Origin of the sequence: Sphingobium sp. LMA1-1-1.1 (assembly GCF_040676365.1) — a bacterium.
In the GTDB taxonomy this organism is placed as follows: Bacteria; Pseudomonadota; Alphaproteobacteria; order Sphingomonadales; family Sphingomonadaceae; genus Sphingobium.
Genome location: NZ_JBEGHS010000001.1, coordinates 297,068 through 319,557, shown reverse-complemented (window position 1 = coordinate 319,557; position 22,490 = coordinate 297,068). Strand labels below are relative to the sequence as shown.

Here is a 22,490-nt window from a genome sequence, read left to right as displayed (position 1 = left end):
CACCCCGGGGCAGGGGGCAATCGATGCGACGGGACGGACGAATATCCAGCTTGGCAGGTCCGGTGACGGTGGACCACGCGCCATGGACCGGCCTGGAAAAGCGGCTCTATGCGTTGATCTGCATCTCGACGCTCTTCTTTGCCTGCGTCACGCCGCCCTTTCAGGCTCCTGATGAGAACCAGCATTATGTAAAGGCGCTGTTCCTTTCCGAGGGCGGCATACTGGCCCAAAGGCGTGGCGAGATGATCGGCGCGGACCTTCCTCGCTCGGCCATCGACCTGCACGATGTCCATTTTACGGCGCAAACCTCCCCCGGTGTTCGCCTGTTCCACCCTTCGATGCTGAAAACGGCATGGAATGAGGGGAAAACCCGTAGCGACGAGCGCAGCTTTGCCGATTTCCCCAATGTGGCAAATTATGCGCCCACCCTCTATCTGCCGGGCGCCATCGGGCTGACAATCGGTGAGGCTTTGGGCCTGCCACCTTTGGGTGCATTCTACAGCGGCCGGATCGTGAATGCGCTGTTTGCGCTGATCGCGCTTGCTGTTGCGCTCCGCCTCATGCCCTTCGGTCGCTTTGCCATGATCGGCACGGCGTTGCTGCCGACCTTCTGTTATCAAAATGGTTCGCTCTCCCCCGATGCGGTCATCAACGGCACGGGCTTTCTGGGCCTCGCCCTGGCGCTGCGGGCGGGCTTTATGGGATTTACGGCCAAGCGCGGCCTCGCCTTCCTTCTATTGGCACCTTTGCTGGCGTTGGCGAAGGGCGTCTACTTGCCGTTGATGGCGGCTGGATTGCGCAGGCCAGAGAGCCGCCGTGATCTTCGCCCTTATTGCCTCCTGGCCGCGATGGCGGTCGGTGCGCTCGCCTTCCTTATGTGGATGAAGTTCTCCGGCGGGAGCCAGGCGCTTTACCATATTATGTCGCGCAAAACGGGGGAAATGGTCACGACAGCCCCGCTCGCCCGGCAATTTGCCGTGATCCTGCACGACCCGCTGGCCTATCTTCATGTCCTGGCGACCAGCGTGACAGAACGCGCGCCGGTCTATGCGTTTCAGATCGTGGGCCGCTTTGGCTGGAACGCTATCCTGCTGCCTTTGCTGGCCTATCCGCTGGCACTCGCGATGCTGGCCGGCGCGGTTTGCAGCGGGGCGGGCACAGGTCTTTCCTGGCGACAAAGACTCTGGTGGCTCGCCGTCGCCGCCGGGGTTGCGCTGCTGATAGAAACCGCCATGTACCTCACGGGCACGCCGCTCGGCGCGGACTATATTCAGGGCACGCAGGGACGCTATTTCCTGCCCATCCTGCCTCTCGCGCTACTCGCCCTCATGCCCGCCGCGCCCTTCCGCGGTGCCGGCGTGCTGTTCGGCGGATCAGCATTGCTGCTACTGTGCATTGCCGCCGCCACGGTGTTCGACAGCTTCTGGGTCCATGGCTTCGTCACCGCCGACGGAATGCCCCCGCATCATGACCCGATCCGCCGACTCCTCCTGCCCTCCCCCCGCTGGTAGCCAGACGCGACACAGCGCCAGCCAGCCCAGCCCTTCGATCCATCCGGCCAGCACGTCGCTGGGCCAATGGACGCCCAGCCACACCCGGCTGATCCCGATCAGCGCGATTGCCGTCGCCATCAGGACATAGACAGAGCGCCGCCCGCCCAGGATCGCCAGTGCCCCGAAGAAGATCATATTCCCCGCCGCATGGCCGCTCGGAAAACTGTAGCTGTGCACAAGGTCGAGATGCGGCAACAGATCGGGCCGGGGCGCGGCAAATATCTGCTTGGCCGCAAGATTCAGCAGCGTCCCGCCCACAACCGCGCAAAGCAACCACAGGGCACGCGCCCGCGCCATGCGCCATAGCGCCACGCAGCAGGCAGCCAGCAATGCGAAGCGCCCGGCCGTTCCGCCCACGGCCGAAGCGAGTTGCATGATCCGGGTGACGATCGCACCGACGCCACTGTCCCGCGCACGTCCCGCAGCGCCCATGAGTCCGAAGTTCAACCCATCCAGCCATCCCTGCCGCTGGAGAAGGGCAATCCCCAAAACGCAAAAAAGCGCGAGGGCCAAAGCCCCCGCGCCTTTCTCCACGGCTTTACGCCGATCAGATATGGAGCGCGCGCCCATAAGCGGCGAGCACGCTTTCATGCATCGATTCCGAGATCGTCGGGTGCGGGAAGACCGTATGCATCAGTTCCGCTTCCGTCGTCTCCAGCGTCTTGCCGATCGTGTAGCCCTGGATCATCTCGGTCACCTCGGCACCGACCATGTGCGCGCCCAGCAATTCGCCGGTCTTGGCGTCGAAGACCGTCTTGGTGAAACCTTCGGCCTCGCCAAGCGCAATGGCCTTGCCATTGCCGATGAAGGGGAACATGCCGACCTTCACCTCATAACCGGCTTCCTTGGCCTTCGCTTCGGTCAGGCCGACGCTGGCGATCTGCGGATGGCAATAGGTGCAGCCAGGGATGTTGCGGGGGTCCATGGCATGTGGATGCTTGCCGGCAATGGCTTCGGCCGTGATCACGCCCTCATGGCTCGCCTTGTGCGCCAGCCACGGCGGCGCGGTGATGTCGCCGATCGCCCACAATCCCTCGACATTGGTGCGGCACATTTCGTCGGTCTTCAGGAAACCGCGCTCGTCCATGGCGACGCCCAGTTCCTTGAGGCCGATATTCTCGGTATTGGGAACGATGCCGATGGCGACGATCATATGGCTGAATTCGGCAGCCGTCTCCTTGCCCGCCTTGTCCTTCAGCTTCGCCTTCACGCCGTTCGCGCTGACCTTGATATCGCTGACGCCGGCGCCGGTCAGGATGGTCATGCCCTGCTTCTTCAGCGCCTTTTCGAGGAAGGCTGACACATCGGCATCCTCTACCGGCACGATGCGGTCCATCATCTCGACCACGGTCACGTCAGCGCCCATGTCATTGTAGAAGCTGGCGAATTCGATACCGATCGCGCCCGATCCGATGACCAGCAGCTTGCTGGGCATTTCCGGCGGCGTCATGGCATGGCGATAGGTCCAGACCCGCTTGCCGTCAGCCGGCGTACCGGGCAGGTCGCGCGCACGCGCGCCGGTGGCGAGGATGATGTTCTTCGCCGTCAGTTCCTCGGTCTTGCCGTCGCGCGTGACGCTGAGCTTGCCTTTCCCGGTCAGCTTGCCCTCACCCATATGGACGGTGATCTTGTTCTTCTTCATCAGGTGCGTGACGCCCTGATTGAGCTGCTTGGCAACGCCGCGCGAGCGCTTCACCACCGCTGCGATGTCGGCGCTGATCTTCTCCGCCGCCAGGCCATAGTCGCCAGCATGCTGCATATAGTGGAAGATTTCTGCCGACCGGAGCAAGGCCTTCGTCGGGATGCAGCCCCAGTTCAGACAGATGCCGCCGAGATTTTCGCGCTCGACGATCGCGGTCTTCAGGCCCAGCTGGGCGGCGCGAATGGCGGCGACATAGCCGCCGGGGCCGGAACCCAGAACGATAACATCATAATTTTCAGCCATGATCTATCTCGCTTTTCTTTTTTGTTTTTTACGCCGCCGGGAAGGCGGGCACGGAACGGGGCTGGCGATCTTCTCCGATCGCCACGAAGGTGAAGGTCGCCTTGGTCACGCGATAGGAACGGTCGTCATGACGGGTCCGTCGCCAGGCTTCGACCTCGATCTTCATGGAGGTACGGCCCACCGAAATAAGCTTTGCGAACACGGAAACCTCATCGCCGACCACCACCGGACGCAGGAAGGTCATGCCCTCGACCGCGATGGTAACCGCGCGGCCATGGCTATGGCGGGCGGCGACGGAACCCGCCGCCGAGTCCATCAGGCTCATCAGCCAGCCGCCGAAAATATCCCCATAGGGATTGGTATCGGCGGGCATGGCGATGACCCGCACCGCCGGACTTTCCGTCGGTGGCTGCTCATCCAGCGGGGACATCAGGCCAGCATACCGATCGGATTTTCGACCAACTCCTTGAACACCTGCATCAGGCGGGCGCCGTCGGCCCCGTCAATGGCGCGATGGTCGAAGCTGCCGGTGGCGGACATGACCGTCGCGATCTGAAGGGAGTCGTCGATGACGAAGGGCCGCTTTTCGCCGGCGCCAATGGCCAGGATCATGCCCTGCGGCGGATTGATCACGGCCTCGAACTGCTTGATGCCGAACATGCCCATATTGGAGAGCGAGGCGGTGCCGCCCTGATATTCCTCCGGCTTCAGCTTGCCGTCCTTGGCGCGGCTGGCGAGGTCCTTCATCGCGGTCGAGATGGCGGCAACGCCCTTGCTGTCGGCCTCGGTCACGATCGGGGTAATCAGCCCGCCTGGGATGGACACGGCGACCGAAATGTCCGCCCGCTGGAATTGCAGCATCTGATCGCCGGCGAACTGCACATTGCATTCCGGCACCTGGATCAGCGCCACGCCAAGCGCCTTGATCAGAAGATCGTTGACCGACAGCTTGACACCTCGCGAGGCCAGGCCGGCGTTGAGTTCGCCGCGCAACTTCAACAATTTGTCGAGCTGAACATCCACGGTCAGGTAAATATGGGGCACCTGCTGCTTGGATTCCGTCAGGCGCCGCGCGATCGTCTTGCGCATGCCGCTGAGCTTGATGACTTCATGCGGGATGCCGAAATCCTGCGCAGCGGCAGGAGCAGTCACAGATGCAGCCGCAGGCGCTGCGACGGATGCGGGAGCAGGCGTCTTTGCTGCAGGTGCAGCGCCTTCAAGGTCCGCCTTCACGATACGACCATTGGGGCCCGTACCGGTAAGGCCAGCAAGGTCGAGGCCCTTGGCTTCGGCCAGGCGACGGGCCAGCGGACTGGCCTTCACGCGGTCCTTCCCGGCCCCGGCTTGCGCCGGTTCCGCCTTGGCCGCGGGCGCAGGTGCCTGCGCGGCGACCGGCTGGGCCTGCGGGGCGGCACGCTCCGCGGGCGCCGCCTTGGGAGCGGCATTTCCTGCTGCTGCCTGAGACACATCCTCGCCCTCTTCCGCGATGATGGCGATGACGGTGCCGACCTTCACACCTTCCGATCCTTCGGCAACCAGTATCTTCGCAACGACGCCCTCATCGACCGCTTCGAATTCCATGGTCGCCTTGTCAGTCTCGATCTCCGCGAGCAGGTCGCCGGAGGATACCGTATCCCCCTCCTTCACCAGCCATTTCGCCAGCGTCCCTTCTTCCATCGTCGGGGAAAGGGCGGGCATCTGGATCGTCTTACTCATGGGTGGAAGGCCTCTCATCTTATCCGGCGTGGGGCTGATGGGCTTCGTTTCGGCGCTTTGGCCGGAACGGTCAAGGGCAAGCCTTGCGCAGCCGCCCATAATCCGCCACATTTCACCACACTGGTTCACAGCTAACCATATGGGTTCAGCGCGCGCCGGTTCTGAAGAAGACCAAATGGTCGTTACTCTGTGGGGACGCAGCAGATGCGGACATATCTGGTTGTGGTGGACGAATCACCAGAGGCGGAGACGGCGCTCCGTTTCGCCGCGCGACGGGCCGCCAAGACGGCCGGTGCGGTTCGCATCCTGGCCCTCATTCCCCCTGCCGAGTTCGTCCAGTGGGGCGGCGTGCAGGCAACCATGGAGGATGAGGCACTTCAGCGCGCCGAAGCCCTGGTGACAAGCGCCGCTGGCACGCTGACCGACGAATCCGGCATCCGTCCCAGCATCACCGTGCGCCAGGGGGATCCGGTGACGATCGTACGCCGCACGCTGGATGAAATGGACGATGTCGCGGCACTGGTGCTGGGCGCGGCCGCCAGTGGCCATCCGGGCGTCCTGGTCTCCCACTTCGCGGGTGCAGATGCGGGCAAGCTGCCCTGCCCGATCATGATCATTCCCGGCGGCCTGGATGCAGAGGCGATCGACCGGTTGAGCTGAACCGTCCTGCCATCGATCCCGAATCCGGGCAGCGGCGTCAGAGGGGAGCCTGCCCGTTCGCTATTTCTTGAGGCGATAGCCCGTCCGGAACATCCAGCCGATCGCGGCCAGGCACAACGCCAGCATGCCGGCGACGAACAGCAGGCTGAACTCGATGCTGACATCACCCCGTCCGAAGAAGGTCCAGCGGAAACCGGAGATGAGGTAGACGATCGGGTTGAACAGCGTGATCGTTCGCCACGGCTCCGCCAGCATATGGATAGAATAGAAGGCGCCGCCCAGGAAGGTCATCGGCATGATCAGCAGCAGGGGGATGACCTGCAACTGCTCGAAACTCTGCGCCCATATGCCCAGGATGAAACCGAACAGGCAGAAGCTGATGGCGATCAGCATCATGAAGGCGACCATCGCGACCGGGTGGGCGACATGGATGTCGACGAAAAGATGGGCCGTGACGAAGATGATGGTGCCGACGATCAGCGACTTGGTAGCCGCCGCGCCGACATAGGCGATGATCGTCTCCACCGCCGAAACGGGAGCCGACAACAGTTCATAGATGGTGCCAGTGAATTTCGGCATGTAGATGCCGAAGCTCGCGTTGAAGATGCTCTCGGTGAACATCGACATCATGATCAGACCGGGCACGATGAAAGCCGCGTAGGGAATGCCGTCGATCTGCGTCATGCGCGAACCGATCGCGCCGCCGAACACCACGAAATAGAGCGAGGTGGTGATCACCGGCACCAGCAGTCCGGTCAGCAATGTGCGGCGGAAACGGTGCAATTCGAACTTGTAGATCGCCCAGATGGCACGGTGGTTGAAACGGCTTGCGCCCTCGGAGTTGAAGCCACTCATGCCGCCTGCTCCTGATGGACCAGACTGACGAAGATATCCTCCAGGCTGCTCTGTTCGGTGTTGAGATCCTTGTAGCCCAGACCCAGGTCACCCAGCCTGCGCAAAAGGGACGACACGCCGGTTCGCTCCGCCTGGGTATCGAATATATATTCGATCTCATGGCCGTCCGCCTTCAGTGTGACCTGCCATTCGCCAAGCTCCGGCGGGACGACGGACAGCGGCTCCGCCAGCACGATCGTCAGCGTCTTCTTGCCGAGCTTCTTCATGAGAGCGGTCTTCTCCTCGACCAGAACCAGCTCCCCCTTGTTGATGACGCCGACGCGATCGGCCATCTCCTCCGCCTCCTCGATATAATGGGTGGTAAGGATGATGGTGACGCCGGTCTGGCGCAGTTCCCCGATCAACTTCCACATGTCCCGCCGCAATTCGACGTCGACACCCGCGGTCGGTTCATCCAGGAACAGCACGCGCGGTTCATGCGAGAGCGCCTTGGCGATCATCACGCGGCGCTTCATGCCGCCGGACAGTTCCAGGATCTTGCTGTGGCGCTTGTCCCAGAGCGAGAGGTCGCGCAGCACCTTCTCGATATAGGCGTCGTTGCGCGGCTTGCCGAACAGGCCGCGGGAGAAGGTGACGGTGTCGATCACCCGCTCAAAGGCATCGGTGTGCAGTTCCTGCGGCACCAGCCCGATGGCCGATCGCGAACCGCGATAGGCGCGGATGATGTCGTGCCCGGCTACGGTGACGGTGCCGCCGGTCGGCCTTACATTACCGCAGATGATGGAGATCATGGTCGTCTTGCCGGCGCCGTTCGGCCCAAGCAGCGCGAATATCTCGCCCTCCTCTATCTCCAGGTCGACGCCCTTGAGCGCCTGAAAACCCGAAGCATAGCTCTTGGTCAGGCCGGAAACGGTGATGATGGACGCCATGCGCGGCAATGCCCCCCTATTCTTTGAAGCGCAAAGATAGGGTGCCGCGCCCCGGGCGCAACCGCCGTCTATTCGCCTTTGCGGAAAAAGCGGAAAACGGTGGCGGGTGGGAAGTTGCGAACCGTCTGCCCGATCCGGACCACGTCCAGTCCGAGCGCATCCAGTATTTCCCGATGCACCGGCGGGCGCAAGGAATAGGTGAACTGGATGAAGGCCCCGCCCGGACGAAGCATGCGAAAACTTTCGGACAGGATGTCGGCGTGCATCTGGCGGTCCATGGCCAGCAACGGCAGGCCGCTGATCACCGACTGATATTCCCCCGCCTCTCCCGCGGTTGCCGTGGAAACGATCTGGGCGGGCGTTTCCAGCACCGAAACATGCGGAAAGTGACGCCTTAGCCCGCGTGCGAAGGCGGGATTGATCTCCACGACCTCCAGCTTTTCAGGCGGCAGGCCAGTGCCCAATATGGCGCGCGTGAAAACGCCCGTGCCGCCGCCCAGCTCGATCACGCGACCATCCTCCGGATCGATATGTTCCACCATCAATCTGGCGAGATATCGGCTGCTGGGAACGACGGAGGCGGTCTGGCGCGGTTTCTTCACCCAAGCGGCCAGGAAATCCAGATATTCGGCCGCCCGCGTGCGAAAGTCGCTGTTGGGCAGGGCAACTGCCCGACTCCACCTTGGTTTATGCTGCATGAGCGAAACGCGACCATGTTCGTATCATGGGACTCCCTTAGCGAGCCGGACAAGCGTCGTCGATGAATTTTAGGCAGCCGGTTGGCAAAGCGCCCTCATGCTTTCAAGGTTTCGATACGATCCTGCAACCATTGCGCGACGGCCGCAATGCGCGGCAGTTTCTTGAGGTCGCCATGGGTGACCAGCCAGAAACTGCGCATGATCTCCACCTGATCGGCGATGACCGGCGCCAGGGCGGAATCATGGGCGGCGATGAAATCGGGCAATACGCCGATGCCGGCGCCTTCGGCGATCATGCGATGCTGCATGTTGATGCTGGTGGCGCGCAGACTGGCCTCCAGCCCCGCCTCCACCTCATCCAGATAGTCGAGTTCGGGCGAAAAGATGAATTCAGGCACATAGCCGACCAGCACATGAGCGCGCAGGTCGGCGGGATTGCGCGGCGTTCCGGCCTTAGCCAGATAAGCGGGAGACGCATAGAGATGCAGGCGATAGTCGCCCATCCGCCGAACCGACAGCCGGCCACGCTGCGGACGCGCCAGCATGACCGCCATGTCGGCTTCGCGCTTCGAAGGATTGAGAAATCCCGATGCCGTGATGAGATCGAGCCGGATGCCCGGATGGCGCCGGTTGAAATCCGCAAGGCCCGGCGCCAGCACCCAGGTGCCAAACCCCTCCGCCACGGACAGGCGCACCTGGCCCCCCAGATGATGCCCTCGCCCCGTCGCCTCCTCCATGGCCGCGAGCGCCGCGCTTTCCACATTCTCGGCGTGGCGCAGCAGCGCCTGTCCGTGCGCGGTCAATATGCGCTCGCCCGCCCCCATTTCGAACAGTTCAGGCCCCAGAGCGCGCTCCAGACGGGCGAGCCGCCGGGCGATCGTCGTCGCATCAATGCCCAGGGACCGCGCTGCCGGCGCGATCTTGCGCGTACGCGCCACGGCCAGAAATACCCTGAGATCGTCCCAATCGAACATTCATCGCCCGCTAACTGCAAAATCGCGGGGATGCTATGCAAAACTGCGTTGTTGCGTGCAATTCCGCATCATATCTAGAGGGAAGTTCAAATCGCACGTCAGGAGAGTTTGTGAGCCAGTTCGATCTCACCGAGGACCAGTTGGCCATTCAGGAGATGGCGCGCAGGTTCACCGCTGATGCGATCACGCCCTTTGCGGCGGAGTGGGACGAAAAGCATATCTTTCCCCGCGACACCATCCGCGCTGCGGCGGAGCTGGGTTTTGGCGGCATTTATGTATCGGAAGAGTCCGGCGGCATCGGCCTTGGACGGTTGGAGGCGGCGCTGATCATGGAGGCGATGGCCTATGGCTGCCCGTCGACCAGCGCCTTCATTTCGATCCACAACATGGCTTCCTGGATGATCGACCGTTTCGGTAGCAAGGTGGTGAAGGACAAATATCTGCCTTCCATGGTACCGATGGAGCGGATCGGCAGCTATTGCCTGACCGAAGCGGGCTCGGGGTCCGACGCAGCGGCGCTCAAGACGCGGGCGGCAAGGGACGGCGATCATTATGTCGTCACCGGCTCCAAGCAGTTCATCTCCGGCGGCGGAGAAAATGAAATCTATGTCGTCATGGTCCGCACCGGCGACGAAGGGCCGAAGGGCATCAGTTGCCTCGTCATCGAAAAGGATATGCCCGGGGTCAGCTTCGGCGCGCTGGAGCGCAAGCTGGGCTGGCATTCGCAGCCGACCGCCCAGGTCAATTTCGATGGCGTGCGGGTGCCGGTGGAAAATCTGGTCGGTGGTGAGGGCGAAGGTTTCCGCATAGCGATGATGGGGCTGGACGGCGGCCGGCTCAACATCGGGGCCTGCTCGCTCGGCGGCGCCCAGCGCTGCATCGACGAAACCCTTGCCTACACCAAGGAGCGCAAGCAGTTCGGCCAGAGCATAGCCGATTTCCAGAACACCCAATTCATGCTGGCAGACATGGAAACGGAATTGCAGGCGGCGCGCACCCTGCTCTATGCAGCGGCCGTCAAGGTGACGGAGAATGCGCCGGACAAGACACGCTTCGCCGCCATGGCCAAGCGGCTGGCGACCGACACCGGATCCTCCGTGGTCGACCGGGCGCTGCAACTGCATGGCGGCTATGGCTATCTGATGGACTATCCCATTGAACGTTTCTGGCGTGACCTGCGCGTGCATTCGATCCTGGAAGGCACAAACCAGGTGATGCGCATGATCATCGCCCGCGACATGCTGCGACAATGAGCGCGGGAGATTTTATGACTGATGAAGTTCTGATTTCCGTCGACAATGGCGTGGGACGCATCAGGCTGAACCGGCCGAAGGCAATCCATGCGTTGAACACGCAGATGTGCAGCGCCATCATCGATGCCCTGTTGGCATGGAGAACGGATCATTCGGTCGTTGCCGTCATGCTCGACCATGCGCCTTCGCCCGATGGTGATCCCCGGCTCTCACGCGGTTTCTGTGCCGGGGGCGACATCGCCATGATCGCCAACAGCGCCAAGGGCGACTGTTCCGAAGCCGAGCGCTTCTTCTTCACCGAATATCGCATGAATCATCTGCTGTTCGTCTATGAAAAGCCGATCGTCGCCTTCATCGACGGTATTGTCATGGGCGGCGGCGTCGGGATTTCCGATCCGGCGCGCTATCGCGTTGCGACGGAGCGGACGACCTACGCCATGCCGGAAACGGGCATCGGCCTGTTCCCCGACGTGGGCGGCGGCTGGTTCCTGCCGCGCATGCCGGGACGGACCGGGGTCTGGCTTGCCACGACCGGTGCGCGGATCAAGGGCGCGGATTGCGCCGCCATCGGCATCGCCACCCACTATATGGCGTCGGATAAGCTGGAAGCAGTGAAGGCCCGGATCATTGCCAGCCCCCATGCATTGGCGGAAATCCTGGATGAGATGGCCGAGGTGCCACCACCCTCAGCCTGGGAAGCACATCGGGAAGAGATAGACCGCCTCTTCGCATCCGATCGGCTCGAGGACATATTGGCTGCGTTGGAAGCGGACGGATCGGATTGGGCGCGGGAGCAGGCGGCCACCCTCGCCACCAAGTCCCCACAGACGGTCAAGGTCGCGCTCCGGCAGATGGTGGAGGGCGCGGCCTTCACCGATTTTGCGGACAATATGCGCAATGAATATCGCATCGGCTATCATGTCATCCGCCGTCCTGATTTCATTGAAGGCGTGCGGGCCGTCATCTTCGACAAGGATAATGCGCCGAAATGGAGCCCGGCCCGGCCGCAGGATGTGACGGAAGAACTTGTCGACAGCCTGTTCGCGCCCCTGCCCCCGGAAAAGGAATGGACGCCGCTGCCGCAACTGGACGGTTAGAGGCGATGTGCAGGCGATTGCAATCGGTCGCTGATCAGGAAGTCGCGGAAACTTAGGAATCTGGCGCATCGCGCAGAATGGCGACGAAAGGCCCTCTGCAAGGTCGGATGCGGCAAGGAAGAACGGGAGCGCACAGTTGCGTCGGGCTTGACGCAGCGCGCTCCAAGACAGGAGGAGTGCCTGAAATGAGCCAGACAATCGCCTTTATCGGCCTGGGCAACATGGGCGGCGGCATGGCCGTCAACCTGCTGAAGAACGGCTTTGCCGTGCGGGCCTTCGACCTGTCGGAAGAGGCGCTGGCCAAGGCGGCCGAAGCCGGCGCGGTGCGCTGCGCCAGCGCGGCGGAGGCGGTTGCGGGCGCCGATGCCGTCGTGACCATGCTTCCCGCGGGCAAGCATGTGGAGGGCGTCTACACGGGCGACGTCTTCGACGCGGCGAAGGCGGATGCGCTGTTCCTCGACTGTTCGACCATCGATGTCGCGACGGCGCGGCGCGTGGAGGAGGCTGCCGCCAAGAAAGGGTTCGAAATGGTCGATGCCCCGGTTTCAGGCGGTATCGCGGCAGCCAATGGTGGCACGCTGACCTTCATGGTCGGTGGCACCGATCAGGCGTTCGGCCGAGCCAAGCCGATCCTGTCCGCCATGGGCAAGGCGGTGATCCACGCCGGCGGCGCCGGCAATGGCCAGGCCGCCAAGATCTGCAACAACATGCTGCTGGGCGCGACGATGGTCGCGACTTGCGAAACCTTTGCCATGGCGAAGAAGCTCGGCCTGGATCCGCAAACCTTCTACGATATCTCCAGCGTGTCGTCTGGGCAGAGCTGGTCGATGACCAGCTATTGCCCGGTGCCCGGTGTCGGGCCGCAAAGCCCGTCAGACAATGGCTATCAGGGCGGCTTCGCCGTCGGGCTGATGCTGAAGGATCTGAAGCTGGCTAGTGAAGCGGCCGCTTCGGTGGGGGCGAGCGTCCCGATGGGAAATGCCGCCGAGTCGCTCTATCAATTGCTCGCCAATCGCGGCGAAGCGGCGCGGGACTTTTCGCTGATGATCGAGATGCTGGAGGGGAAGTAAGCGGCCTACCCCTCCCTCAGCGATTTTAGAGCGGGTTTCGATCTGATTGAATCAGATCGCCGCTCTGATTCCTTGTTTTCCGCGATTTCTTAACCAGCGATCGGTTCCGATCGCTTGGAAATCGCTCTAGCGAAGGCGCGCTTCCAGGGCGCGCCCTCCCGCCGATCAGCGCCCCTTCCAGACGCCCGCGCGTTTTTCGACGAAGGCTTCCATGCCTTCCTTCTTGTCCTCGGTCGCGGTCAGGATCTGGAACAGGCGACGCTCGGTCAATATCCCCTGGGCCAGCCCGGTCTCAAATGTCAGATTGACCATTTCCTTGTTCACCATCGCGGCCATGGGCGGCATGCCGGCGATGGTCGCGGCGGTCTTGAGCGCATCGTCGAGCAGTTCGGCGGCGGGAACGATCCGGGCGAGCAGCCCGGCGCTTTCCGCCTCTTCCGCGCCCATCATGCGGCCCGTCAGGCACATTTCCATCGCCTTCGCCTTGCCCACGGCACGGGTCAGGCGCTGCGACCCGCCCATGCCCGGCGCTACGCCCAGCTTGATCTCGGGTTGACCGAATTTCGCCGTGTCGGCCGCCAGGATGAAGTCCGCCATCATCGCCAGTTCGCACCCGCCGCCCAGCGCGAAACCGGCAACAGCAGCAATCCACGGCTTGCGGGTCGCGACGACCTTGCTCTGCCAGCCGGAGAAGAAATCCTCCAGGAAGAAGTCCGCTGCTTCCTTCTCCACCATCTCCTTGATGTCGGCGCCCGCGGCGAAGGCCTTTTCGCTGCCGGTCAGGACAAGGCAACGCTGTGCCGGATCGGCATCATAGGCGGCAAAGGCTGCGCCAAGATCCTTCAGCACCTGGCTGTTCAGCGCGTTCAGCGCCTGCGGGCGGTTGAGCGTGACCAAAGTCACCGCATCCCGTTGTTCGACCAGGATCGTTTCGAATGCCATTGCAGTCTCCCTTCATTGACCCATTGCGATCCGCTCTATGCAGCGAGACGGCGCTTGGCCAGTCCTTGAGGAGCCGCATCTTCGCAGCCGCTATCGGCACAGATGCATGAAATCCCGGTCATAGCTTCGCAAATGCGCGCCACCGTCGATGTAGAGCGTCTGGCCCGTCACGGCGCTGGCACCCGCCAGATAGAGCACGGCCTGGGCGATCTCCTCCGCCTGCGGCAAACGCGCCAGCGGCATCAGGGTCGACAGTCTTTCCATCTGATCGTGGTCATAATCCGGCGTCGCGATGGTAAGACCCGGCGCGACGGCATTGACCCTGATCTGCGGCGCCAGTGTGGAGGCGGAGAGCCGCGTCAGTCCCGCCAGGGCCATTTTCGAAAGCGTATAGGCGAGTTGGTCACCATGCGGGTGGTCGATCCGCTGGTCGAGGATGTTGACGATGCACCGATCGCCCGTTCCCGCAGGAACCGTGGCAAAGGCTTTGGTGAGCAGCGTGGGCGCGGCGCAGTTGACGGCATAATGGCGCATCAGGTCGCCGGCATTGACACTGTCGAGCCGATCCTGTCCGAATATCGCCGCGCTGTTGACGAGCACGTCCGGCGGCCTGCCAAAGCGCTCAGCCACCAGCGCCACCAACTCCTCCGCCCCTTCCGGATCGGCGAAATCGACGGTGAAGCCGTCCCATTCAGTCGCATTATCTTCCAGCGTCAGCGCCAGATGGGAATCCAGCCGGGTATCGTGACTGCCGTGGATCGCCAGCGAATAGCCGGCCTGCGCGAATGCGGCGGAGATGATGCCACCCAGCCGCCGATGGCCGCCCGTCACCAGCACGAGCCGCTTTTGCGCCAGCGGACGCGCGCCGGCCTGTTCCTCGCGCTGCCGGGAGCCCCCAAGGGGCCGATAGGCAGGAACTTCCGGCTCGGTCACGATGCAATCAGCTTGAGCACTTCTTCACGGCTCTTCTCATCATCGCGGAACACGCCCAGCATGCGGCTGGTCTTCATGACGACGTTGGGCGTACGAACGCCCCGACCGGTCATGCAACCATGCGTCGCTTCGACCACAACGGCGACGCCCTGGGGCTTCAGATTCTCCCAGATACAATTGGCGACCTCCGAAGTCAGTCGCTCCTGCACCTGAAGGCGATGGGCGAACGCGTGCAGCACGCGCGCCAGCTTCGATATCCCCACGACATATTGGCCAGGCAGATAGGCGATATGCGCAACACCCACGATGGGCGCCATGTGATGCTCGCAATGCGACTGGAACGGAATGTCCTTCAACAGGACGACATCGTCATAACCGCCAACCTCATGGAAGATGCGCGAAAGATGATAGGCCGGATCATCTTCATAACCCCGGCAATATTCCTTCCACGCGCGTGCCACGCGTTCAGGCGTCTCGATCAGTCCTTCCCGCTCCGGATCGTCGCCAGACCAGCGGATCAATGTCCGGATAGCATCGGCCACGTTCGCGGGAACCGGGATCTTGACCGACTCGCCCGCAGTTTCCGCGTCGGGATCATATTCCATGGACGGCACCACTCCTCTGTTGCTCAGCGGCATATGGCGACTGATTCGCACGAACGCCAGCCCCCTTTGCCAAGCTGGACATGCCATGCCGTCGGTGGCACATGCTGACCAAACCGGGTGAACCGGGGTCGCAACACATCATCGCAGCGGAACCATGCGGACCGAACAGATCGCCGCCGTCCTCCTTGCAGCGGGCACTTCCTCCCGTTTCGGGGAAGAAGACAAGCTGATGGCCGACCTGCGCGGAAAGGCCGTCTTCGTCCATGCGCTGGAAACCATCGCCTCCATGATCTTTGGGGAATTGGTGGCGGTGGTGCGTCCCATAAGCCAGGCCCCGGTCCTGCATCGCCGGCTGGAACGGCGCGGCTATACCATCATCGTCAATGACCGTCCGGAAGACGGCATGTCGGGCAGCATCATCCGCGCCGTCGAACATGTCATGCCGATACGAAAATGCCGCGGCATATTGGTCTGCCTGGCGGACATGCCCGACGTGCCCCAGACGCATTACAACCGGATCTGCCTCGCGGCCGAGGACATCCGATCCGTCGTCGCGAGCACCGACGGCTTTTCATCCTCGCCCCCCGCATTCATCGGGCGCAAGCATTTTCCCGAACTTCTGGCCTTGCGCGGCGACCAGGGGGCAAGGGCGCTGCTCAGCCACGGTGTGCAGATCGAAACCATGGGTGCCAACCTGCGGGACATCGACACGCCCGAGGATCTGGATCCTGAGCCACGGACGGAGCCGAAATCGTAGATCAGCTGGAACGGGTGGGATCGGTCATGGGATCGCCCATTTCCCGCGGATCGGCCGAACGCCCAAGCGGTAGCGAACCCGTCTGACGTTCCAGCATGCGATGCACGATCGGCGGATTGGCCCCACAGTGTAGGGCGTGGATCGCTTCGCTGTTCGCCCTGTCGGCCACCGTCCGGCGACTGTTGTGGCGGACATAGTCCAGCCAGGTGGACACATGATAGCGCTCCAGCCACAGTTCCGGATCGCCCAGATCGCGCAGCAGCGACCATCCATGGGCGCCATCGCGACGGCGTATGCGGCGACGTTCGCTCATCGCTGCAAGGAAGGGCACCACCGATCCGGCAGCTATGCGATATTCTATGGTGACGACGACAGGACCGCTCCGGGGCTCGATCGGAACCATCGTCTGCGGTTCCCGCCACAGATTTTGAAGATCGAGATTCTGTTCGCCTATTTGCGCGAGCGGCCGGATATATCCGATCATGGCCGAGGCGAACTGGACAGCCGCCGCGCCGTAGAGCGCTACGAGCACGCCATGATCCTCCGCCAGCGTGCCGAACAGCCATGCGCCGCCGGCCATGCCGCCGAAGGCCACCATCTGATAGAGAGCCACGGCGCGCGCCACGACCCAGCGGGGCGCCGACATCTGGACGGAAACGTTGAAGGTCGAAAGGGCGACCACCCAGCCGGCACCCGCCAGCAGCAAACCCGCCAGCGCCAGGGCCAGCCAATGGCTGACGGCCATCAGCATCGTCCCGGCCGCCAGGGCGATGGCAGCCGAGCGGACAATGGCCTCGACCGAAAAACGGCGTCGCAACTGCCCCGTCGACAACGCCCCCAGCACCGCACCGATGCCGAAGGCCCCACTGAGCGCGCCAAAGGTCAATGCTCCACCACCCAGCAGGTCGCGCGCGACCAGCGGCATCATCGCCGACACCGCGCTTGCCCCGATGCCGAACGCCGCGCTTCGCAGCAGGACGATCTGGATATTGGGCGACATGGCGACATAGCGGACTCCGGCCCGCATCGCGAGACCGATGCGTTCGCGCGGAAGGAGCTGAGGTGGCCGTTCAGGACGCCAGCGGGCGAGCACCGCAACCAGACCCACATAGCTGATCGCGTTGACCAGGAAGGCCGCCGCCGCACCGGCCGCCGCCACGATCACCCCTCCCAGCGCCGGCCCGATGCTGCGCGCCATGTTGAAACCCATGGAATTGAGCGAAACGGCGTTGGGCAAGGCCGCCCTGGGCACCATGTCCCCCACTGACGCCTGCCAGGCCGGTCCGTTGATCGCGGTGGCGCAGCCGACAAGGAAAGTGAAGCCCAGCAACGCCCATGGGGTCACCCACCCCATCCAGGCGAACAGAGCCAGCAGGGCGGAAACGAGGAGCATGAAAAGCTGGCACAGCAGCATCACCACGCGCCGGTCACTATTGTCCGCCACGGCGCCTGCCCAAAGCGAGAGCAACATGATCGGCAGTGTCGTCGCGGCCGGAACCAGAGCTATCATCTGGGGCGAGGCGGACAATGAGGTCATCATCCACTGCGCGCCGACCGACTGGATCAGCCCGCCGAAGTTGGAAGCGAGGCTGGCCCACCAGATCGCCCGGAAGATCGGGATCGACAAGGGCGAAGGCGCTTGGGAAGGGTCCGATTCTGACACGCCCTCCATGAAGCGGAATAAGGCCAACGGGTCAAATCCGCGAATCGGTAAAATGACAAAGCGATCAGCCGGTTGATGCAGAGCAACCGTCGCAGCCCGATGACGTTACGGTCGGGCGGGGTGGCGATTGAGACTTGCACTTTACGTAAACGTAAATACATTCGCAGCGAACATCCGGCGCCCAGCGGAGAGGAACGAATAGCATGGAAGCCTATATCTATGATGCCGTCAGGACGCCCCGAGGCCGGGGCAAGGCCGACGGGTCGCTGCACGAAATCACCCCCATCCAGCTGGCGACGCAGATGCTGGAAGCGGTACGAGACCGAACGGAAATCGATACCGCGGATGTCGATGACGTCATCCTGGGCTGCGTCACCCCGGTGGGCGAGCAGGGCGCGGACATTGCCCGCGTCGCGGTGCTGAATGCCGATTATGCCCAGACCGTGCCGGGCGTGCAGATCAATCGCTTCTGCGCTTCGGGGCTGGAGGCCGTGAACATGGCGGCCGCGAAGGTCTATTCCGGCGAGGCAGGACTTGCCATCGGTGGCGGGGTGGAGTCGATGAGCCGAGTGCCGATGGCGTCGGATGGTGGCGCCTGGGCGATGGACCCCGCGGTCGCATACAAGACCTATTTCGCGCCGCAGGGCATCGGCGCCGACGTGATTGCGACCAAGTTCGGGATCAGCCGGGACGATGTCGACGCCTATGCCGTCGAAAGCCAGCGCCGCGCCAAGGCGGCCTGGGATGAGAAGCGCTTCGCCAGGTCGATCGTGCCGGTCAAGGACGTGATCGGCCAGGTCGTGCTCGACCATGACGAACATATGCGGCCGGACGCAACGATGCAGTCGCTGGCCGCACTCAAGCCCAGCTTTGCGGCACTGGGCGAGGAAATGCCCGGCTTCGACACCGTGGCGCTGCTCCACTATCCGGAGCTGGAGAAGGTCAATCACGTCCACCATGCCGGCAACAGCAGCGGCATCGTCGACGGCGCGGCCGCGGTGCTGGTCGGCAACAAGGCGATGGGCGAGAAATATGGGCTGAAGGCCCGCGCCAGGATAAAGGCTATGGCCTCTATCGGCTCGGAACCACTGATCATGCTGACCGGGCCGGAATTCGTCGCGGGCAAGCTGCTGAACCGGGCGGGCATGAGCAAGTCCGACATCGATCTGTGGGAGTTGAACGAGGCCTTTGCCAGCGTGGTGTTGCGCTACATGCAGGCGATGGACCTCGATCATGGCCAGATCAACGTCAATGGCGGCGCGATCGCGATGGGCCATCCATTGGGCGCTACCGGAGCAATGGTGCTCGGCACGGCGCTGGATGAACTGGAGCGCAGCGGCAAGGGCACCGCGCTCATCAACCTGTGCGTCGGCGCAGGCATGGGCACCGGCATCATCATCGAACGCGTTTGAACATAGGAACCGTCCGTGCCGAGTGACCATCGAGCCTGTCGGAATGGCGGGTCGAAGGATTAAATGCTTCGATACCGGTCTTCGACAGGCCCGGCCTCCAAGCGGCACGAACGGAGATAGGAAAGGTTGCCTCCAATGCAGACCATCACTTTCGACATTGACGCGGATGGCATTGCCACCCTGACGATCGATGTTCCCGATCAGTCGATGAACGTCATCGGCCCGGAATTCCTAGCCGATCTGGAAGAGGCGATCACGCGCATCTCCTCTGAAGAGGCGATCAAGGGCGCCGTCATCGCATCCGGCAAGGACAGCGGCTTCATGGCGGGCATGGACCTGAAATATTTCGGGTCCATGCTGGTCAGCGAAAGCGGCAGGCGCCCCTCTCCCGCTGAAATCTTCGACAAGGTCTTTGTCCTGAACCAGTTGTTCCGACGGCTGGAGACATGCGGCAAGCCGGTAGCCTGCGCCATTGAGGGCACATGCGTCGGCGGCGGGTTCGAACTGGCGCTCGCCTGCCATCGCCGTGTCGTGGGCGACAGTCCCCGGACGCAGCTTGGATTGCCGGAAATCCTGATCGGCCTGTTCCCGGGCGGCGGCGGGTCGCAGCGGTTGCCGCGCATCATGGGCGTGCAGGCGTCGCTGATGTACATGTTGCAGGGCAAGCTGTTCCGCCCAGCTGACGCCGCGATGATGAAGGTCGTCGATCAGGTCGTGCCGCAGGGCACGGCGGTTCAGGCCGCGCGCGAATGGGTGAAGGCCAATCCCAGCGCCTCGGTTCAGCCATGGGACGTCAAGGGATTCAAATTCCCCGGCGGCGCGGGTGGGTTCAATCCGGCCTTCGTGCAGACCATGGCGGGTGCCCTTCCGATGACACTCAAGCAGACGCAGCGTAACATGAACGCGCCGATCGCGCTGCTCTCCGCCGTCTATGAAGGGGCCTTCCTGCCAATCGATCGGGCGATCCGGGTCGAAAGCAAATATTTCGCCAAGGTCGCCGCCGATCCGCAGGCGGCGAACATGATCCGCAGCCTGTTCGTCAACAAGCAGGCAGCCGAGCGTGGCGCGCGGCGCCCGAAGGACCAGCCCAAGGCGCCGACGAGGAAACTCGCCATGCTGGGCGCGGGCATGATGGGTGCAGGGATAGCCACCGTTGCCGCGCAGGCGGGCATCGAGGTCGTGCTGTTCGACCGTGATCAGGCCTTTGCGGAAAAGGGCAAGGCGCATGTCGAGGATGTGCTGAAGAAGCGCCTGGGCAAGGGCATGACGCCGGAAAAGATGGCGGAGACGCTGGCCCGCGTGACGCCCACGACAGACTATGCCGCGCTCGCGGGAGCGGACTTTGTGATTGAGGCGGTGTTTGAGGATGTCGCGATCAAGGCTGAAGTGACCAAGAAGGTCGAGGAGGTGCTGGGCGCGGATACGATCTTTGGCTCCAACACTTCCACCCTGCCGATCACCAGGCTGGCGAAGGCATGGTCGAAGCCGGAGAATTTCATCGGCATCCACTTCTTCTCACCGGTCGAGAAGATGCCGCTGGTGGAGATCATCCTTGGCAAGGAAACCGGGCCTGCCGCCATCGCCAAGGCGCTCGACTTCGTCGCCCAGATCAAGAAGACGCCGATTGTCGTCAATGACTCGCGCGGCTTCTACACCTCGCGCTGCTTCGGCACCTATGTGCAGGAAGGCGTGGAGATGGTGGCCGAGGGGATCAACCCCGCGCTGATCGAAAATGCCGGGCGGCAACTGGGCATGCCGGTGGGGCCGCTCGCGGTGGGGGACGAAGTTTCCATCGAGCTGGGCCACAAGATCGTGGTCGCCGCGCAGAAGGAACTGGGCGATGCCTATGTCGCGCAGCCGTCCGACGCAGTAATGGCGCGCATGGTCGAGCTCGGCCGACTGGGGCGGAAAAGCGCCAAGGGCTGGTATGACTATCCCGAAGGGCAGAAGAAGCATCTCTGGGCCGGTCTGGAGGATATGTTCCCCCGCGCCGCCGTGCAGCCCGATGTGGAGGCAGTCAAGGAGCGCCTGCTCTATCGCCAGCTCATCGAATGTGCGCGCTGCTTTGAGGAAGGCGTGCTGGAAACGCCGGAGGATGGTGATATCGGCGCGATCTTCGGCTGGGGCTTCGCGCCCTATACCGGCGGGCCGTTCAGCCATATGGACACGGTCGGCATCGGCCATGTCGTGGCCGTTCTGGAGCGACTGGCCGCCATGCATGGCGACCGCTTCGCGCCGACCGCGCAGTTGCTGGACATGGCGGCAAGCGGCGCGACCTTCTATCGCCCCGCTTCATCTCGCGCCGCAGCGTGAATGGGCTGTAAATCGTTGCCCCACTAGTTTAGGTCTTCCCGGATATCTCCGGGGAGACCTTATTTTTATGAGCGAAATGCCGACGGTTCTGGTCACGGGCGGAGCGGGCTATATCGGTAGCCATGCCGTATTGGCGCTGCGGGACGCTGGCTATGGCGTGGTCGTGATCGACAATCTGGTGACGGGATTCCGCTGGGCGGTGCCCGACGATGTGACCTTCGTCGAGGGCGACATTTCCGACCAGCCGCTGGTCCGGCAGACGCTGCGGGACCATGGCATAAAGGCGGTGATGCACTTTGCCGGATCGGTGGTGGTGCCTGAATCGGTCGAGAACCCGCTCAAATATTATCATAACAACAGCGCCAAGACCCGCGACCTGATCGAGAGCGTGGTCGCGGTGGGCGTGCCGCATTTCATCTTTTCCTCGACGGCGGCGACCTATGGCATTCCGGAAGAAAGCCCCGTCAAGGAAAGCACGCCGCAGCGACCGATCAACCCCTATGGCATGTCGAAGCTGATGACCGAATATATGCTGCGCGACGTCAGCGCGGCGCATGCGGTGAACTTCTGCGCCCTGCGCTATTTCAATGTGGCCGGGGCCGATCCCGAAGGGCGCACCGGGCAATCGACCGCGGGGGCAACGCATCTGATCAAGGTGGCGGTCGAGGCCGCGCTGGGCAAGCGCAGCCATGTTTCGGTGTTCGGAACGGACTTTGATACGCCCGACGGGACCGGCGTGCGCGACTATATCCATGTCACCGATCTGGCGGCGGCGCATGTCCTGGCATTGGAGGCGTTGATGGCCAGACCGGAGCAGAATTACCTGCTCAACTGCGGCTATGGGCGCGGCTTCTCGGTGCTGGAGGTGCTGGACGCGGTCGACCGGGTGACGAACCTCAAGATCGACCGGCGGATGGAAGGACGCCGGGCGGGCGACCCGGATGCGCTGATCTCCGACAATCGGGCGATCATGGCCGAGTTTCCCTGGACGCCCCGGTTCGCCGATCTCGACCAGATCGTCACCCACGCCCTCGCCTGGGAGCGCAAGCTGACCGAAATTCGCGGCGAGTGAACGCCGAGTTCTGCCTGCGCCTTCCTGTCCACCGAGATCGAAC

Annotated in this window: 20 protein-coding genes and 1 pseudogene; 9 read left to right on the top strand and 12 right to left on the bottom strand. The window is 63.1% G+C overall.

Annotated features, from left to right (window positions below; all coding sequences use genetic code 11):
* Positions 1–23 precede the first annotated feature (23 nt).
* Positions 24–1,511 (top strand): DUF2142 domain-containing protein, encoded by a 1,488-nt coding sequence (locus MRBLMA1_RS01595; RefSeq protein ID WP_414714747.1) that lies wholly within the window; start codon positions 24–26, stop codon positions 1,509–1,511.
* 36 nt (positions 1,512–1,547) lie between these two features.
* On the opposite strand, the pseudogene MRBLMA1_RS01590 reads toward MRBLMA1_RS01595, so the two are convergent.
* The 4 genes and pseudogenes from MRBLMA1_RS01590 to MRBLMA1_RS01575 all read right to left on the bottom strand — a co-directional run.
* A pseudogene (locus tag MRBLMA1_RS01590) lies at positions 1,548–1,850 on the bottom strand (phosphatase PAP2 family protein); the annotation flags it as partial.
* A 250-nt stretch (positions 1,851–2,100) separates the two neighbouring features.
* On the bottom strand, positions 2,101–3,498 hold the full coding sequence (gene lpdA, locus MRBLMA1_RS01585) for a dihydrolipoyl dehydrogenase (protein ID WP_363734641.1): 1,398 nt from the start codon (positions 3,496–3,498) through the stop codon (positions 2,101–2,103).
* Positions 3,499–3,526: 28 nt separating this feature from the next.
* Complete coding sequence (locus MRBLMA1_RS01580) at positions 3,527–3,928, bottom strand: acyl-CoA thioesterase (protein ID WP_363734640.1); 402 nt, start codon at positions 3,926–3,928, stop codon at positions 3,527–3,529.
* Positions 3,928–5,214, bottom strand: a complete 1,287-nt coding sequence (locus tag MRBLMA1_RS01575; protein ID WP_363734639.1) for a pyruvate dehydrogenase complex dihydrolipoamide acetyltransferase — start codon at positions 5,212–5,214, stop codon at positions 3,928–3,930. Before MRBLMA1_RS01575 ends, MRBLMA1_RS01580 begins: the two co-directional genes overlap by 1 nt.
* Positions 5,215–5,418: 204 nt before the next feature.
* On the opposite strand from MRBLMA1_RS01575, the gene MRBLMA1_RS01570 reads away from it, so the two are divergent.
* A complete protein-coding gene (locus MRBLMA1_RS01570; RefSeq protein WP_363734638.1) occupies positions 5,419–5,874 on the top strand; it encodes a universal stress protein in 456 nt (151 codons plus the stop codon).
* 60 nt (positions 5,875–5,934) lie between these two features.
* Here MRBLMA1_RS01570 and MRBLMA1_RS01565 read toward each other — a convergent pair whose 3' ends face one another.
* The 4 genes from MRBLMA1_RS01565 to MRBLMA1_RS01550 form a co-directional block, all read right to left on the bottom strand.
* A complete protein-coding gene (locus MRBLMA1_RS01565) occupies positions 5,935–6,729 on the bottom strand; it encodes an ABC transporter permease (protein ID WP_363734637.1) in 795 nt (264 codons plus the stop codon).
* Positions 6,726–7,658 (bottom strand): ABC transporter ATP-binding protein, encoded by a 933-nt coding sequence (locus tag MRBLMA1_RS01560; RefSeq protein WP_363734636.1) that lies wholly within the window; start codon positions 7,656–7,658, stop codon positions 6,726–6,728. Before MRBLMA1_RS01560 ends, MRBLMA1_RS01565 begins: the two co-directional genes overlap by 4 nt.
* Positions 7,659–7,726: 68 nt before the next feature.
* Entirely contained in the window at positions 7,727–8,356 is a 630-nt protein-coding gene (locus tag MRBLMA1_RS01555; protein WP_363734635.1) for a class I SAM-dependent methyltransferase, read from the bottom strand.
* A 95-nt stretch (positions 8,357–8,451) separates the two neighbouring features.
* The gene (locus tag MRBLMA1_RS01550; RefSeq protein ID WP_363734634.1) at positions 8,452–9,330 is read right to left on the bottom strand and encodes a LysR family transcriptional regulator; all 879 of its coding nucleotides are present in this window, start codon (positions 9,328–9,330) and stop codon (positions 8,452–8,454) included.
* Positions 9,331–9,440: 110 nt separating this feature from the next.
* Here MRBLMA1_RS01550 and MRBLMA1_RS01545 point away from each other — a divergent pair, with 110 nt between their 5' ends.
* The 3 genes from MRBLMA1_RS01545 (at position 9,441) to mmsB (ending at position 12,750) form a co-directional block, all read left to right on the top strand.
* Complete coding sequence (locus MRBLMA1_RS01545) at positions 9,441–10,583, top strand: acyl-CoA dehydrogenase family protein (protein ID WP_363734633.1); 1,143 nt, start codon at positions 9,441–9,443, stop codon at positions 10,581–10,583.
* Between the two features lie 14 nt (positions 10,584–10,597).
* The gene (locus tag MRBLMA1_RS01540; protein WP_363734632.1) at positions 10,598–11,680 is read left to right on the top strand and encodes an enoyl-CoA hydratase/isomerase family protein; all 1,083 of its coding nucleotides are present in this window, start codon (positions 10,598–10,600) and stop codon (positions 11,678–11,680) included.
* Positions 11,681–11,757: 77 nt separating this feature from the next.
* Positions 11,758–12,750, top strand: a complete 993-nt coding sequence (gene mmsB, locus MRBLMA1_RS01535; RefSeq protein ID WP_414714746.1) for a 3-hydroxyisobutyrate dehydrogenase — start codon at positions 11,758–11,760, stop codon at positions 12,748–12,750.
* 165 nt (positions 12,751–12,915) lie between these two features.
* Here mmsB and MRBLMA1_RS01530 read toward each other — a convergent pair whose 3' ends face one another.
* From MRBLMA1_RS01530 to folE, 3 genes are all read right to left on the bottom strand, one after another.
* Positions 12,916–13,692: an enoyl-CoA hydratase-related protein gene (locus MRBLMA1_RS01530; protein ID WP_363734630.1), complete on the bottom strand. Its 777-nt coding sequence runs from the start codon at positions 13,690–13,692 to the stop codon at positions 12,916–12,918.
* 90 nt (positions 13,693–13,782) lie between these two features.
* Complete coding sequence (locus tag MRBLMA1_RS01525) at positions 13,783–14,625, bottom strand: SDR family oxidoreductase (protein ID WP_363734629.1); 843 nt, start codon at positions 14,623–14,625, stop codon at positions 13,783–13,785.
* Complete coding sequence (gene folE / locus MRBLMA1_RS01520; RefSeq protein WP_363734628.1) at positions 14,622–15,230, bottom strand: GTP cyclohydrolase I FolE; 609 nt, start codon at positions 15,228–15,230, stop codon at positions 14,622–14,624. The genes MRBLMA1_RS01525 and folE overlap by 4 nt, the downstream gene beginning before the upstream one ends.
* A gap of 154 nt (positions 15,231–15,384) precedes the next feature.
* On the opposite strand from folE, the gene MRBLMA1_RS01515 reads away from it, so the two are divergent.
* Positions 15,385–15,987, top strand: coding sequence for a nucleotidyltransferase family protein (locus MRBLMA1_RS01515; protein WP_363734627.1), 603 nt, complete (start codon positions 15,385–15,387; stop codon positions 15,985–15,987).
* A 1-nt stretch (position 15,988) separates the two neighbouring features.
* On the opposite strand, the gene MRBLMA1_RS01510 is transcribed toward MRBLMA1_RS01515, so the two are convergent.
* Positions 15,989–17,659, bottom strand: a complete 1,671-nt coding sequence (locus MRBLMA1_RS01510; protein ID WP_363735368.1) for an MFS transporter — start codon at positions 17,657–17,659, stop codon at positions 15,989–15,991.
* A 194-nt stretch (positions 17,660–17,853) separates the two neighbouring features.
* On the opposite strand from MRBLMA1_RS01510, the gene MRBLMA1_RS01505 reads away from it, so the two are divergent.
* The 3 genes from MRBLMA1_RS01505 to galE all read left to right on the top strand — a co-directional run bounded on the left by MRBLMA1_RS01505 (position 17,854) and on the right by galE (position 22,447).
* Positions 17,854–19,062 carry an acetyl-CoA C-acetyltransferase gene (locus MRBLMA1_RS01505; RefSeq protein ID WP_363734626.1) on the top strand — a complete coding sequence of 403 codons (1,209 nt, stop codon included), beginning with the start codon at positions 17,854–17,856 and terminating at the stop codon, positions 19,060–19,062.
* 135 nt (positions 19,063–19,197) lie between these two features.
* Positions 19,198–21,375, top strand: a complete 2,178-nt coding sequence (locus tag MRBLMA1_RS01500) for a 3-hydroxyacyl-CoA dehydrogenase NAD-binding domain-containing protein (protein ID WP_363734625.1) — start codon at positions 19,198–19,200, stop codon at positions 21,373–21,375.
* Positions 21,376–21,442: 67 nt separating this feature from the next.
* Positions 21,443–22,447: a UDP-glucose 4-epimerase GalE gene (gene galE / locus MRBLMA1_RS01495; RefSeq protein ID WP_363734624.1), complete on the top strand. Its 1,005-nt coding sequence runs from the start codon at positions 21,443–21,445 to the stop codon at positions 22,445–22,447.
* Positions 22,448–22,490 lie beyond the last annotated feature (43 nt).

Excerpts from the sequence above, each read along its gene's own strand:
- MRBLMA1_RS01505 (WP_363734626.1), top strand. The coding sequence starts at position 17,854 with ATGGAAGCCTATATCTATGATGCCGTCAGGACGCCCCGAGGCCGGGGC.
- MRBLMA1_RS01580 (WP_363734640.1), bottom strand. The coding sequence starts at position 3,928 with ATGTCCCCGCTGGATGAGCAGCCACCGACGGAAAGTCCGGCGGTGCGG.
- MRBLMA1_RS01550 (WP_363734634.1), bottom strand. The coding sequence starts at position 9,330 with ATGTTCGATTGGGACGATCTCAGGGTATTTCTGGCCGTGGCGCGTACG.
- folE (WP_363734628.1), bottom strand. The coding sequence starts at position 15,230 with ATGGAATATGATCCCGACGCGGAAACTGCGGGCGAGTCGGTCAAGATC.
- MRBLMA1_RS01555 (WP_363734635.1), bottom strand. The coding sequence starts at position 8,356 with ATGCAGCATAAACCAAGGTGGAGTCGGGCAGTTGCCCTGCCCAACAGC.
- MRBLMA1_RS01565 (WP_363734637.1), bottom strand. The coding sequence starts at position 6,729 with ATGAGTGGCTTCAACTCCGAGGGCGCAAGCCGTTTCAACCACCGTGCC.
- MRBLMA1_RS01560 (WP_363734636.1), bottom strand. The coding sequence starts at position 7,658 with ATGGCGTCCATCATCACCGTTTCCGGCCTGACCAAGAGCTATGCTTCG.
- MRBLMA1_RS01515 (WP_363734627.1), top strand. The coding sequence starts at position 15,385 with ATGCGGACCGAACAGATCGCCGCCGTCCTCCTTGCAGCGGGCACTTCC.
- lpdA (WP_363734641.1), bottom strand. The coding sequence starts at position 3,498 with ATGGCTGAAAATTATGATGTTATCGTTCTGGGTTCCGGCCCCGGCGGC.
- mmsB (WP_414714746.1), top strand. The coding sequence starts at position 11,758 with ATGGCGACGAAAGGCCCTCTGCAAGGTCGGATGCGGCAAGGAAGAACG.
- MRBLMA1_RS01500 (WP_363734625.1), top strand. The coding sequence starts at position 19,198 with ATGCAGACCATCACTTTCGACATTGACGCGGATGGCATTGCCACCCTG.
- MRBLMA1_RS01570 (WP_363734638.1), top strand. The coding sequence starts at position 5,419 with ATGCGGACATATCTGGTTGTGGTGGACGAATCACCAGAGGCGGAGACG.
- MRBLMA1_RS01530 (WP_363734630.1), bottom strand. The coding sequence starts at position 13,692 with ATGGCATTCGAAACGATCCTGGTCGAACAACGGGATGCGGTGACTTTG.
- MRBLMA1_RS01575 (WP_363734639.1), bottom strand. The coding sequence starts at position 5,214 with ATGAGTAAGACGATCCAGATGCCCGCCCTTTCCCCGACGATGGAAGAA.
- galE (WP_363734624.1), top strand. The coding sequence starts at position 21,443 with ATGAGCGAAATGCCGACGGTTCTGGTCACGGGCGGAGCGGGCTATATC.
- MRBLMA1_RS01510 (WP_363735368.1), bottom strand. The coding sequence starts at position 17,659 with ATGGAGGGCGTGTCAGAATCGGACCCTTCCCAAGCGCCTTCGCCCTTG.
- MRBLMA1_RS01595 (WP_414714747.1), top strand. The coding sequence starts at position 24 with ATGCGACGGGACGGACGAATATCCAGCTTGGCAGGTCCGGTGACGGTG.
- MRBLMA1_RS01540 (WP_363734632.1), top strand. The coding sequence starts at position 10,598 with ATGACTGATGAAGTTCTGATTTCCGTCGACAATGGCGTGGGACGCATC.